The organism is Trichormus variabilis 0441 (genome assembly GCF_009856605.1).
Classification (GTDB): Bacteria; Cyanobacteriota; Cyanobacteriia; order Cyanobacteriales; family Nostocaceae; genus Trichormus; species Trichormus variabilis.
In genome coordinates, this window is the sequence record NZ_CP047244.1 from 50,035 (window position 1) to 63,472 (window position 13,438).

General features: G+C 43.4%; 12 protein-coding genes and 2 pseudogenes. 7 read left to right on the plus strand and 7 right to left on the minus strand.

The window, feature by feature from the left end:
- Window positions 1–53 precede the first annotated feature (53 nt).
- Window positions 54–1,077 (minus strand): annotated as a pseudogene (locus tag GSQ19_RS28350) (IS4 family transposase).
- Between the two features lie 104 nt (window positions 1,078–1,181).
- On the opposite strand from GSQ19_RS28350, the gene GSQ19_RS30590 reads away from it, so the two are divergent.
- Together GSQ19_RS30590 and GSQ19_RS28360 are read left to right on the plus strand one after the other, a co-directional pair.
- A complete protein-coding gene (locus GSQ19_RS30590) occupies window positions 1,182–1,316 on the plus strand; it encodes a group II intron maturase-specific domain-containing protein (RefSeq protein WP_083468830.1) in 135 nt (44 codons plus the stop codon).
- Window positions 1,317–1,352: 36 nt separating this feature from the next.
- The gene (locus tag GSQ19_RS28360; protein ID WP_153228379.1) at window positions 1,353–1,505 is read left to right on the plus strand and encodes a hypothetical protein; all 153 of its coding nucleotides are present in this window, start codon (window positions 1,353–1,355) and stop codon (window positions 1,503–1,505) included.
- A 92-nt stretch (window positions 1,506–1,597) separates the two neighbouring features.
- On the opposite strand, the gene GSQ19_RS28365 is transcribed toward GSQ19_RS28360, so the two are convergent.
- The 3 genes from GSQ19_RS28365 to GSQ19_RS28375 all read right to left on the minus strand — a co-directional run bounded on the left by GSQ19_RS28365 (window position 1,598) and on the right by GSQ19_RS28375 (window position 5,924).
- Entirely contained in the window at window positions 1,598–3,760 is a 2,163-nt protein-coding gene (locus tag GSQ19_RS28365) for a hybrid sensor histidine kinase/response regulator (protein ID WP_011316746.1), read from the minus strand.
- A gap of 759 nt (window positions 3,761–4,519) precedes the next feature.
- Window positions 4,520–4,789 carry a hypothetical protein gene (locus GSQ19_RS28370; RefSeq protein WP_011316747.1) on the minus strand — a complete coding sequence of 90 codons (270 nt, stop codon included), beginning with the start codon at window positions 4,787–4,789 and terminating at the stop codon, window positions 4,520–4,522.
- Between the two features lie 235 nt (window positions 4,790–5,024).
- A complete protein-coding gene (locus GSQ19_RS28375) occupies window positions 5,025–5,924 on the minus strand; it encodes a hypothetical protein (RefSeq protein ID WP_011316748.1) in 900 nt (299 codons plus the stop codon).
- Window positions 5,925–6,220: 296 nt separating this feature from the next.
- Here GSQ19_RS28375 and GSQ19_RS28380 point away from each other — a divergent pair, with 296 nt between their 5' ends.
- From GSQ19_RS28380 to GSQ19_RS28395, 4 genes are all read left to right on the plus strand, one after another.
- Window positions 6,221–6,712 carry a hypothetical protein gene (locus GSQ19_RS28380; RefSeq protein ID WP_011316749.1) on the plus strand — a complete coding sequence of 164 codons (492 nt, stop codon included), beginning with the start codon at window positions 6,221–6,223 and terminating at the stop codon, window positions 6,710–6,712.
- A 14-nt stretch (window positions 6,713–6,726) separates the two neighbouring features.
- Entirely contained in the window at window positions 6,727–7,740 is a 1,014-nt protein-coding gene (gene gnd, locus GSQ19_RS28385; protein WP_011316750.1) for a phosphogluconate dehydrogenase (NAD(+)-dependent, decarboxylating), read from the plus strand.
- Window positions 7,741–7,838: 98 nt separating this feature from the next.
- The gene (zwf, locus tag GSQ19_RS28390) at window positions 7,839–9,215 is read left to right on the plus strand and encodes a glucose-6-phosphate dehydrogenase (RefSeq protein WP_011316751.1); all 1,377 of its coding nucleotides are present in this window, start codon (window positions 7,839–7,841) and stop codon (window positions 9,213–9,215) included.
- 385 nt (window positions 9,216–9,600) lie between these two features.
- Window positions 9,601–9,861 carry a hypothetical protein gene (locus GSQ19_RS28395; protein WP_011316752.1) on the plus strand — a complete coding sequence of 87 codons (261 nt, stop codon included), beginning with the start codon at window positions 9,601–9,603 and terminating at the stop codon, window positions 9,859–9,861.
- 251 nt (window positions 9,862–10,112) lie between these two features.
- Here the strand turns inward: GSQ19_RS28395 and GSQ19_RS28400 are convergent.
- Window positions 10,113–10,274 (minus strand): annotated as a pseudogene (locus GSQ19_RS28400) (metallothionein); the annotation flags it as partial.
- 590 nt (window positions 10,275–10,864) lie between these two features.
- On the opposite strand from GSQ19_RS28400, the gene GSQ19_RS28405 reads away from it, so the two are divergent.
- Complete coding sequence (locus GSQ19_RS28405) at window positions 10,865–12,052, plus strand: NADH:flavin oxidoreductase/NADH oxidase (RefSeq protein WP_041457396.1); 1,188 nt, start codon at window positions 10,865–10,867, stop codon at window positions 12,050–12,052.
- Between the two features lie 80 nt (window positions 12,053–12,132).
- Here GSQ19_RS28405 and GSQ19_RS28410 read toward each other — a convergent pair whose 3' ends face one another.
- Window positions 12,133–12,303, minus strand: coding sequence for a hypothetical protein (locus tag GSQ19_RS28410; protein WP_011316755.1), 171 nt, complete (start codon window positions 12,301–12,303; stop codon window positions 12,133–12,135).
- A 251-nt stretch (window positions 12,304–12,554) separates the two neighbouring features.
- Window positions 12,555–13,004 carry a DUF1931 family protein gene (locus tag GSQ19_RS28415; protein ID WP_011316756.1) on the minus strand — a complete coding sequence of 150 codons (450 nt, stop codon included), beginning with the start codon at window positions 13,002–13,004 and terminating at the stop codon, window positions 12,555–12,557.
- Window positions 13,005–13,438 lie beyond the last annotated feature (434 nt).

Below are 13,438 nucleotides of genomic sequence, written 5' to 3' on the forward strand. Positions count from 1 at the left end.
AGATACAAAACTTTATATATTTAGTTAAAATAACTCTAAAAAGCCTAAAATAGTCAATAAAACATAATCTCCTCAAGCCAATGAACATAACTAATTTTTTGACACATACATGATTGTAAATAACGGAATTTATCTAATAGAATATCTCCCCATTGTTTGGGTATAGATAAAAGCTGTAAAATCAAATATGCAATTAAACTGATGTAAATTTGTATAGTGATACCATTGACATTCTTAGTAATTAATTTGTCAAGTTTTAAGTGCATCTTTAAAAACTTCCATAACAATTCAACTCCCCAACGTAACCGATAAATATCCCTAATTTCGTCATCACTAACTGCGGCATCTCCCGATGCTGGTAAATTAGTCACTAAGCGAAACTTAGTTTTCGTGTCTAAATCACAAAAATTAATGACTCTATAAGCTTGAGCATCATCAGATGTACCGACTTTGACTAATCCAGTTGAGTTCTGAAATTCTAGTTTCCAATTGTTTTTTATCCGCAACACAAAATATTTATTTTCTTGTACTAATTCTTGGATAAATTTTAATCCAGCGAAACCCCTATCTATTGCCACCAACAGAATTTAGCGAGAGATTAGACATCATTTTTGAGCCAAATTTATAATCATGGTCATTACCAAAGTTGATGAAATTATCTGATGGACTTCCTGTGGATAGATTTAAGGAACTGAACAGCTTTACTTGATGATGACCTAGTACCCATAACAACTTACTTGTCAGAGTAATAATTGTTGAATCGATGGGACAAATAGCATATTTATCATGTAGTTTTTTATGACTTTTGTGCTGTAATAGTTCACTTGATTTCTGATAGATTTCTTGAAAAGGTTTTTGTGTGCGATGAGAACTTGCTTTGGAAAAAGTAGAAATATCTAAATCAAATCCTGTGTTATTTAATCTTTTAAATAAATCTCGCATACTGGTTAAACTGTTATCCAGGGCATACGATAGCCAGCACTTAAAGAATAGACGACTGTTCAATATAGAATAATCGTTTTTTGGTAGATTTTTCAGGATGTCTTTGACAATTTTGGGAAATGAATTTATAATCACAATTAAACTAATATCTTTTAATCATTCGCCCAAAAATACTATATTTTGGGCTATTTTTATCTAACTTTTCTTAACATTCAACATTTCTGACAGGATACATTTTTATGATTTGTATATTTTATTTTTTGGAAGTCCCTAACCCAATATTAAGAGGATGGAGAAATTTCTACCGAAATGCGGTCAGTTCTAGGACGTTCTCTTACGTTGATCATAAAGTGTTCAGAATGCTCATTAAATGAGCATATCGAAAACACCGAAACAAAGGCAAGAAATGGGTGATTAAGAAATACTTCCAACCAAATAACAATTGGAAGTTTTACGACATCGTAGTTGATGCAGCGATCGCCCTTGGTGCGACCGAGCAAGAACGGTGCGAGACAATGAGGTTGAGCCGAGATAGCTGTTCTGGGGTCAACGGCTTAGAGTGATTTTCGTGTAGAATCAATAATATTCGCTCTTGATGCCACGTATTAGCCCAAAAATTTAGCGCGACTGACTATATTATTGATGTGACGAATGGCTAAGTAGAGCGAACCAAGTCAGAAATGGCTTGTGCTAACGTTAATGGTTCGATTGGTTTGAATATATGCCGATCAAAACCAGCTTTTAGTGCCTGTTGCTGATTTATTTCACCAGCATAAGCTGTAAAAGCGATGGCTTTTATTTGTCTATATTGCGGCCATAAATTTCTGAGTTGCTGTATCAACATATAACCATCAATATTAGGCATCCCAATATCACTCAGTAAAACATCAAAATTAGACTGGTTAAGTATGGTTAGTGCCTCTTGTGCTGAACAAGCGGCAGTGACGCTGGCTCCATGCTGCTCTAGCACAAACGCAACCAATTCCCTAGTATCAGGCTCATCATCCACTACTAAAACTTTGACACCACTCAAATCAATGGATAAATCAGACAATTTACTATCCTGAGTTGTTGTCGGCTGGGGAGACATTAATGGTAATCGGATGATAAAAGTAGCTCCTTGGTCAACACCTGGACTTTGCGCCTCGATTGTGCCACTATGCAGTTCTACTAAGTGGCGTGCGATCGCCAAACCTAATCCTAGCCCACCGAACTTTCTAGTGATGGAGCCATCTTCTTGGCGGAAGTAGTCAAAAATATAAGCTAGAAAGTCAGGAGCAATACCTTTGCCTGTATCGCTAACAGTAATTTGAACCACATTGCCTAGCTGCTCTAAATGGATGTTCACCTGTCCGCCCGGAGGGGTAAATTTGACGGCGTTGGAGAGCAGATTCCAAATCACCTGTTGCAAACGAGTTGCATCACCTCTAACCTGACCAATATTTGGTTCAAGTGCTGCTTGCAGAGTGATTGACTTGGCTTGGGCTGCCAGCTGTACCGTTTCCATTGCCCCCATAATCGTAGCTGTAAGGTCTACCGGACTGCAATTCAGGTTAAGTTTGCCTCGCAAAATGCGTGAAACATCCAACAAATCTTCTATCAGTTCTGATTGCAATTGAGCATTGCGGTGAATAGTTGCCAGTCCTTCTTCTATCTTAGCTTCAGAGAGCTTGCGTTTTAAAAGAAGACTAGACCAACCTAAGATCGGATTTAGCGGTGAGCGTAACTCATGTGAAAGCACCGCTAAAAACTCATCTTTTACTCGGTTTGCGGCTTGGGCTTCTTCTCGTGATTGGCGTAACTCTGCTTCTGCCAGTTTATGATTTGTAATATCTATCAGTATCCCATCCCATGCGTTGCCTTCTGTCGTTGGCACGGCACGGGAACTACCAACAATCCATTTGAGTTTACCTGATGGAGTAATAATCCGTCCTTCCCACCGCCAGGGTAAAAAATTCTCTACAGCATGAGTGACTGAAGATTTAAACGAGTCTACATCTTCTGGATGAATTAATTGCACAAAGGCATTGCCGTCTTGAACAATTGTTTGTGCCTCCAATTCCAATAGTTCATAACAGCCGGAACTGAAAAAAGTAAATCGATAAGGATGATCTGGGCAGGGTGAGTAACGATATACTATCCCAGGCACATTTGCTACCAGTGCCTCAAACTGAGCTTGAGTGTAATTGAGCTTTGCACGAATTGCTTGCTCTTGACGTACAGCATTCTCTGCCTTTTGATGCCAATAATTAAGACTTTGCAGAGCAGAAGCACTAAAACCTGCTAAACGGCTCATCAGCCGATGATCCTCACCATCAAAGCGTCGTGTTTCCTGATGGGACACAATCCAAAGAGTGCCTAATGGTTGATTATTGATGTATAGCGGAATTAGCAATCCCTCAACAATCGGGAACAGTGGATGATGTAAGTAAGTAAAATAGCGTTCTGGATAAGTATAAAGTTGTACTTGTTTAGCAGAAAGTGTCGTGCCACAGGGACTAAAATTACCGGGAGTCGTGGTTTGTTCTAAAAACTCCAATGCGCCTGCAATTGCTACCCAGCGAAATCTAGATTCGCCATTGGATTGTGTTTCCAGTAAGCTAATTCCGGCTGAATCAGCTTGACATAATTCCAGTCCAATCCGCACTAGAGTTTTGAGTAGTAATTGCGGTTCATCACTCAGGTGTTGGGATAGTGTGTGGAGGGCTTGGTTTTCATCAGCTAAGTCTGCCTGTCTTGTTGGACGACCAGCTAGTTCCTCTGTAATCAAAACTTCCGTTTCTGTGGCTGCTGGAGTAGTGTTTTGAGATAAACGCATACTCTAAATATAGGTAGGATTTCAAAATCACAGCCATCTTTCCTATTTTTAACAGTTAACAAAAAATTTATGAGTCTTCCTTTACATATGTATATATGTAAAGAGACTTATCACTCACTGTTCGCGTAATCGATTCAGGAAATAAAGAATTGAGCCAAATGGCTAAAAGCTTTGTCATACATGAATGAAACGCATTAAGCATTGGGATATCTAGACTTTGGAGACTTAGACAATCAATACTGCGATCGCTCTCAACAAATCTAGATTCCTGACAATATGTTTTGTGAAAGTTGGTATGCAAGAGACTTATCCCCCAGTTTAAAATATCAAAGCTAGACATAGCAATACTTTCAAGTACTTTTCGGGAATTAATTATTTCCTATTTGGATTACGCGAACGGTGAGTTATCAGTAAAGGATTTAATATTTCATCTTTCAAAATTATTTAATATCTTGCAAAAAGAACGCTTGTATAGCAGCAAAGAAAAAATGGTCGCTAAGAGCAACTGTCCCATTTTCGATGATTGGGGCGACTACAGTGAGCAAGCTGTATCAACGCAAAATCAAGCTAGGACAACTCTACTGTCCCATTTTTAGTCAAAAGTGGGACAGTTAAACCCTTCAAATATCAGAGTAGGCTGAATTGATACTAATTGTTGAAATGCTTGTTATGCCTGGCTTTCAACACCACCAATTTCCTTAGCGACCAAAATTTCTCCATTGCTATACAAAGGCGAAGTTATGGCTCTTTTGTGCAATATTACTTGCCAAAATTGTTAAGCAATGTTTCGCCAACAGTGTCTTCGCTAGTTCCACGCCCGTTTGGATCAACATTTAGCATCAGCAAAAGTATGAAGAGCAACAGTTTGACAATCCAATGACTGATAGCAACTCCCAAAATGATGCAGATCAGCCCGATGACTACTACTAAAACGCGCCACGCGTCGTCAGAGATAGTTTTCAAGCCCCGGCAAGAGATGACTACACCAATCGTAACTAGAGCCAAGCCTATTATTGTCTCTTGCATCATCTCTTCCAGTTCTCGATAACTGAAGGCATAGAGACAATACCATCGGATGGATTGCAGAATGACCTCAGGCAGGAAGTGATACTAATTTATAATTCGTAATGACGCTCTCTACGAGATGCTAAAAGCGAACGCGGGCTTGCTACCGCTACGCTAATGTAATTCGTAATTAAGACATATCGAAAAAGGTTTGATAAAGGCTGTTTACTCATAGTCTTTAAGGATGGGAGACTTTCCTTTAACTTGAGGTAGGAGCCAGCCAGAGGGCTAAGTTTCGCACATAGGCTTTAATATGTTCAAGGGCTTGTGGGTTTTGCTTCATCCCATCTCCAGGGGGTTCGGTTACAAAGCTAGGTGCGCCCATATCAACATCCCAATTGTAGTCGGCGAAATGGTGGAAGCTTGATTCAGCGATCGCACGTCCTAAAATATTTCCTTGTTCATCCTGGGTACTTTCAAAAGCAACTACTAAGTTGAAGTCCCGACCGGAGACTGAGCTTGTACCCAAGGCAATTACTCGTGCATTCTTCTCGTTTGCAGGCACACCTACGGCTCCTTCATGGGGATGAGCCGGAAAGAATTCAATCTCCTCAGAAGGTGATGTAGGATTCTTGAGTAAGTCATGAATGGGTTCTATGAAAGTAATTTTCTCATAGTCACCATTTAACCCAGAATGGAAGTTGGGCCAGGAAATATACTTAGTGTAGATGTCATCAGGGTAGTGGTGCGAGGGATCGGGATCGGGATTCTTACTGTGAAAGTAATGGGCTGCGCCGACACCACCAAGATTGCAAACCGAACAACCTACATCTTGATGGTCACGGCTGACCAATAAACCGCCGCCGCGCTGACGGAAGGCACTGATGCTCTGACACTCTTTTGGAGTTATGCCATCCCCTACATCCACAGCAAACAGCCACAGTTCATCAAAATCTGAATTATCCAGCGTACTTAAAACTGGATCGTTTTTTTCAGCAGTATTTTCTCGATCCCTTGCTGTTACCTGGTACAGGGGTTCCCCAGTGTCACTTTTCAACGAAGCTAAATAGTCCTTTAGCAAAGAAAATCGCCCAATAGACCAATCATCTTCATTGGTGGGAATTGTTGTCTGTAACAGAATTTGAATCGGTTTAGTCATGATCTCACTCCCTAGGGTTCCTCTTGCAGCATGAGCTAATTACTAGATCAACATGGGAATTGTAGCGACATAATCTAAGCAAAAAATGAGGACGTTTAAAGAGCAATGCTTTTGTAAAAGCAGAGATAAGTGTTTCTAAACGCAATTTAGTATCAGTATCTGCTCAGATTTTCCTTAGATTTGCCAACTAACGTTAGGGCAGATTCGTTAAGAAGATAAGGAAATGGGAAAAATTGGACAAATCCTAGATTCAGGCTTGGTTAACTGATTCGTCTTTGTAGAGAGGTATAAGACCTATGGTTAACAAAATTGTAACCACATTTGAACAAGACCATAACCGACCAGAATCAAAAGAATTTTATTGGAAACATTTTCTCTATAGTCTAGTTTGGCTGACGGTGCTAATGCTGGGATTTGGAGGATTGGGATGGACTCTCTGGCTCGATCGCCATTTCTCGACGATTGCAATACCGATGTTCATTTTGGCAATTGCCACAGTCCGTGCCTGCATACTCACTGGCTTTCCCGTCTGGGCGGGATTGTTATCTCTCACATTCGGTTCTGCATGGATTCTAACTGGAGCATCGATATCAAGCGGATTATTGGGCTGGGCAATAGCGATCGCTCTATTCTGGATTGGCATTTTTACCCTGGATATGGCATTAGACCAGTCTGTCGAACATTTGTTGTTAATAGAGTTTAGCCGAACTGAAGTTTTTTCAATTCTAACAGCCATCTGCGGTACTGGCGCTATTGCGGGATGGATACTCCCAATTTTTCTCACTTGAATACAGGGCATGTTATGGAACTGGGAATGATAGGACTAGGACGAATGGGAGCTAACATGGCACACCGTTTAACCCAGGCTGGACATACCGTCATTGGCTACACTCGTCAGCCACAAAAAGCAGAGGTGCTGGTTCAGGAAGGAGCGATCGCTCGTGGTGTAACATCATTCGTTGAACTCATCGAAGCACTCACGCCACCCCGCACCGTCTGGCTGATGCTACCCGCCGCGACAGTAGATGCTACCCTACAGACTCTCATCCCGTTTCTAGACGCTGACGACATTATCATTGATGGTGGCAATTCTTACTACATTGATGATATTCGTCGTGCAGATCAATTAAAAGTCAAAGGAATTGAATACATTGATTGTGGAACTAGCGGTGGCATTTGGGGGGCAGAACGCGGCTACTGTCTCATGATTGGTGGTGCATTGGCGGTGGTGAAATATCTTGACCCCATCTTTGCAGCGCTGGCTCCTGGTGTATCAGCTGCACCGCGCACCCCTGGTCGTGAGTTAATGGGGGGAACAGCTGAACAGGGCTATTTGCATTGTGGCTCTCACGGTGCAGGGCACTTTGTCAAAATGGTTCACAACGGCATTGAATACGGCATCATGGCAGCTTATGCCGAAGGGTTGAACATTCTTCACCATGCTAATATTGGGAAACAATTGCATCAAGTCGATGCAGAAACGGCTCCCTTACGAAATCCTGAATTTTACCAATACGACTTTAATCTTGCAGATATAGCAGAGGTATGGCGCAGGGGCAGCGTGATTAGCTCTTGGTTACTTGATTTAATAGCTATGGCGCTCGTCAAAGATCCCGACTTAACCGACTTTGGGGGACGCGTATCCGACTCTGGAGAAGGTCGATGGACACTAATGGCAGCCATTGAAGAAGCAGTTCCAACTCCCGTCCTTAGTACAGCTCTTTACACACGATTTAGCTCTCGCGGTCAATCAGAATTTGCAAATAAACTCATCTCTGCGTTGCGCTACGAGTTTGGTGGGCATTTGGAAAAATGACACGGGGACACGGGGATTTTAATCAGCTTTTTTCCTCTGTGCCCTTCTACCCCCCTGCTCTCCTGCTTCCTCTGTCCGCGTCGATATGGAGGTTAATCATGGCAGCTTTACTCTCTGATGCCCTGGTATTTTTTGGGATCACAAGTGATTTAGCCTACAAAAAAATCTTTCCTGCCTTACAGGCGATGATTCAGCGCGGTCATTTTGACATTCCAATTATTGGAGTGGGTAGGCGAGATTGGAGCATCGAACAATTACAATCTTATGTGCGTAAGAGCCTGGAGGAACAGGTAGGCGTTGATGAGGCAGCTTTCCAGAAACTGTGTTCATTACTTTACTATATTTTTGGTGATTATAGCGATCGCGCCACCTATGATAAATTATGCCAGGTACTCCAAATAGCTGAAGCTCCTCTGTATTACTTAGCCATTCCTCCCAGTTTGTTTGCGACGGTTGTCGAAGGGTTAGGTCAATCAAGTTGTGTAAAGAATGGTTGCGTTATGGTAGAAAAACCCTTTGGACGCGATCTAGAATCGGCTAGAATACTGAACTGCATTCTGCACTCTATCTTTCCCGAAAGTCATATTTTTCGGATTGACCATTACTTGGGAAAAGAACCAGTCCAAAACCTTCTCTACACTCGCTTCGCCAATTCATTACTCGAACCGATTTGGCATCGTGTCAGTATTGCCAGCATCCAAATCACGATGGCTGAAAAATTTGGCATTGATGGACGGGGACAGTTTTATGAAGAGACAGGCGCTATTCGGGATGTGGTGCAAAATCATCTACTTCAGGTGACGGCGTGTTTAATGATGGATCCGCCCATCAACGAGCAGCATGAAGCCATCCGAGATGAAAGAGCGCGATTGCTCAAATCCATAGATCCAATCGAACCCTCAAATGTAGTGCGCGGGCAGTACAAGGGCTATGCCTCAGAACCTGGTGTAGCTCCTGATTCCAAGGTCGAAACCTTTGCGGCGGTTAAGCTCAACATTGATACTTGGCGCTGGGCTAGCGTTCCGATTTACATTCGTGCAGGCAAATGTTTACCGAGTACAACTACTGAAGTTGTGGTCAGGCTCAAGCGTCCGCCGCAGGATGTTTTTGGCGAGCGTGCCTTTGGATTAGCAAATTATTTCTACTTTCGTCTTAGTCCAAATGTGCTGACTGCGATCGGCATTCGCTCTAAAACCCCAGGCGACAGAATGGTGGGTAGCGAAGTCGGACTAGTCGCTCAAGTCGAGCATGGCAATGAGATGAATCCCTACGAGCGGCTTTTTGAAGATGCCATGAAAGGCGACTCCATGTTATTTGCTCGCCAGGATGAAGTAGAAGCACAGTGGCAAATTGTTGCTCCTATCCTAGATCGAGCAACCCCTGTTTACGAATACGCACCTCATACCTGGGGGCCTCCTTTAGCGGATCGCATGATTCCCCCAGATGGCGGTTGGCATAATCCTAATGAGACGTGATATCTTCCTATACTGTACTTGAAGAGTTGGTATTGGTTTTCAAGTTTACTCATTAATGCATCTCTCCCATGTCTCAAATCGCAATTATAGAAGCCTTCGCCGAACTAAATTTCCGGCAGTCCCATTTTTTTCATCACCTCTAGCAGCAGAACAACATCATCGATTCGTTCTGAAATTATTCGTTGGGGTATGTGTGCCATTTTTCACTCTTACCACCTAAAGTTACTTCACAACAAGTTTTTTGCTGGGACAAGGCTTGGCGAGTGCCTGTTTTCGGAAAGCTTGCTTCTTCACATATCCCCTATTTCATCAAATTCATTCTCTATTACGCGAACGGTGAGTATTAGATAGTCTTCATAGCGGTAGTAATAAAAATCTCACAGACTTGAGCGATGAGGAAAGGTGGTTTGCCCGTGAATACTTCCCGACGCTGATTGACGAAGCCGAATCATCGCCTGAAGATGCCTTAAATCACATAGCTGAGGTGGCTACAGTCCTTACTATGACCAAGTTCCGGCGAATTGTGGATTTCTCCACGCCTCAAGTTAAAGCTGACTTACTGATGATTATCTTGCGTTGTCTGCCCACTGAAGTTTACTCAGACTTTGCCCCACTGCAAGCTGTAACTAACCCGACAGTGACCTGATAAAATTTATCGGTTTTCATTTCTACTGACCTATCAGTAGTAAAAGATGCTCTGCTTCATGATTGTGTACTTAATCATTAGGTAAGCGTCCGGTTCACTATGTCTTGTCACGCTTTTTGAACCCCAGAAAGAGCGTGAGTGCATTAAAATTATCCACTGAATTTTTGATTCAGTGGTGCTTCTAGGTCGTGAGTTCAAGCTACCACTGATTGTAACTGCGAATTGTGAATGGGAAAAAGCGAATTGGATTGACAATCACAGCCTGTGTGACCACAGCCTTGCCCATTGGGATGATTATTGGCACATTCTTCTCCACAGTAAGCTTTACCATCTTTGATGACAGCATCAGTCAGAGAAACAACGCATAGGCAAGATGGACAAGCACATTTCATTTGAGTAACGGTTGTAGTCATGGATAACATCAAATTTGTTTTGAAGTCATATTATTGAATTGTTTAATAAATAACCATCTGTCTCAAGTAACTATTAAGCTGCTTCAATAGCTATAATTTATACAACCTGATTTTTAACGGCTCTAGGAAATAAGATGCGTTCCCCCTGGACTACCTCCTACCTTCTGCCTCCCAGCATCTCCTCAGATTTTCCTTAGATTTACCAACTAGCGTTAGTGTTCAAGTTCAGCAAACAATGTCTATGTTATGGAACTGGGTGGGAGCCAACATGCCACTCTAATTTAGGCTGGGTCATACATCGGCGCACCGCAAGGTTCTACCTATGTCCGTCCCGGTGATGTTTTAATCTTATATGGTCGCTTTGCTGCGTTCAGTGAGCTTGATTCACAACAAGCGGGAATTTTGGGAGAATATGCTCACAAAGATGCGATGGGCTATGCCCCAACCTAGGCGATCGCAAATCAGCAGAGACTCCTTTGAGAACACGATCGTCAAGATTCATAAATACCAGTTTCCACCTATCAGTCTGCCAAAAAAAGTTGAAAGTCAAACGTTAAGTGTGAGTTCATAAAGCACCGAACAGTCAAATCATGACTACACAGAACATAACAACTTTGTCATCATCTCCAGCCCAGACCGAATTAAAAACCCCAGGTTATCAAGGCTGTCAATCAAGGAGTCTGCACGACTCGGAAATACCCGAAGTGGATTTGTTTACTCCACTAATAATTCGAGATATCACCTTGCCAAGTCGCGTGGCGATGTCACCAATGTGTCAATACTCAGCAGAGAATGGATTTGCTAACGATTGGCACTTCGTCCACTTAGGGAGTCGGGCTGTGGGAGGAACTGGTCTGATTATGGTTGAAGCGACAGCCGTAACACCCCAAGGACGGATTACACCTGGCGACCTTGGGCTTTGGGACGACAAGCAAATCGAGCCACTAACTCGCATTGTGCGCTTCCTTCGCCAACAGGGATCTGTTACAGGGATTCAATTAGCCCATGCTGGAAGGAAGGCAAGTTGCAATGTTCCTTGGTTAGGCGGTACGCCACTGACACCTGAACAAGGAGGTTGGCAGCCTGTCGCACCTAGCCCAATTCCTTTTCAAGAGAACGCTCCTGTACCGATATCCCTCGATGAGCGTGGTATTCAAGAAACGATCTTCGCGTTCGTTGCAGCAGCGCAGCGTGCCCTGCAAGTAGGTTTTCAAATGATTGAAATCCACGCAGCACATGGATACTTATTGCATTCTTTTCTTTCACCACTCAGTAATCGCCGAACAGATCGTTACGGCGGTTCGTTGGAGAACCGAATGCGTTTATTACTGGAAGTAGTAAGGCGAGTACGAGATGTTTTGCCCAACGGGATGCCGCTTTTTGTACGCATCTCCGCTACCGACTGGGTAGAAGGAGGTTGGGATCTCCAGCAATCAATCATATTGTCCCGTGAACTAAAGACTCTAGGCGTTGATTTGATCGATGTTTCAACAGGAGGTTTAGTACCCCATGCCAGAATTCCTGTGGAGAAAGGCTATCAAGTCCCTTTTGCTGCCAAAATCCGAGAAGAGGCTGGGATCATGACAGGAGCTGTGGGGCTGATAAATGAGGCTGAGTATGCCGACCAAATAATTACTCGTGGGTGTGCAGATTTGGTTCTCATCGGTCGAGAATTACTCCGCAATCCATACTGGTCGATTTATGCCCGTTGTAGCTTGGATGAAGAACCTAATTGGCCTGTGCCTTACGGTTATGCAGTTAAACGACAGAGAAGGTGAAAAATTTGACGTTGCACAACAGTGGGATCAACTAGAGAAGGCAGGGGCATCAGTGAGAGGTTAAGGTAATTGCACATTTGTCAAGAGGGTGCAGGAAAAGGCGATAAATCAAGCTTGGAGACTGGCTTTGGCAGGGCTTTGACTACTCCTAAGTCTTGATTTTCTGGGGCAGCAAAGTACTTAATCGGGTCAAATATATTAGGACTATCCCTTTCAATGTGGATAAAAGTTCTCGACGATAAATTCCTCAATAGCCGCTTACCTCTCTCTTGAAAAGTTTCCTACGCCGGGAAACCCGTCTTCGAGGAACTTTTCGCTGTAGTCTCTGCACCTCTAAGGTTAAAAAAATACTTTCAAACCGCAGAGAACACAGAGAATGCTGAGAAGAAATAAGAGTTTTTCGAGTCACCTTGAAAGGGCTAATTGTTAATCTTGGTATTTGACAAAAAAGCGGAAGTAGCCCCCGCCCATTTTTCGATGCCGTTCCATCTATTCACTGAGTCTACAGCAGCAAGTCAAAAATGCTGAAGGCGCGCTCCCAGTGCATCGTCTGGGGGTTCTTGAGATCGGGATCGATGATCTTGAAGGTGCGGGCAAGTGCCACACTAAGTCCACCCACGATGTCTGGAAGCCGTGCCTCGGTCTCTTTACTGTAGTCCAGGTCGAGCAGTGGCCGCGTCGTCATGTAATCCAGTATGGGCTTTAGCTCAATCTCCTCGTTGATCTCCTTGAAGTTGTGAATTCTCTCCTCCAGTCCCTTTGTAATAGGTACATCAAAAGGTTCGATGATGTCGCGCCCGTTCGCCTTCGCCGTAGCCTGGCCACGAAGGAGAAGATCGTAGGTTTTATGATTGACGAAGTCGCTGTAACGCTTAAGGTCGTTCTTGTCCACGTCTAGACCTGCCACAGTGCGGAAGAAGCGCTCGAACTTAGAAATACTGATTACTGACATGATTTAAATCCTCTTTGAGAACATTAAACAACCTCAGTGTTTAACGGTTGAATTGAGCAGATGCTAATAACCTTGAACTTAGTACTGACGGCTCTCTTCAGTCCGCTCCAATGAGGTTTTATCAAGAAAGGCAGAGGGCAGGAGGCAGAAGGCAGAAGGAAATCTGATTCCTGCCCTCTGCTACGACCGTAGGGAGTAAGGGTTTAAGACCCCCACCAAATTTTCAATTTGGTGAGCCAGCGCTGCAAGAAGGTTTCCTTCTGTAGGCGACTGGCGCTCGCGTAGCGTATCCGTAGGATTCACCCGTAGGGTGGCTCTTGTTTAGGAGGGGTCTGAATCCCCTTCTAAACAAAACCTTCTGCCCTCTGCCCTCTGCCTCCTGCCTTCTTCAATTCAATACAGTTCGGTTAATAGTAGCCGCACCCTTTAGCCTG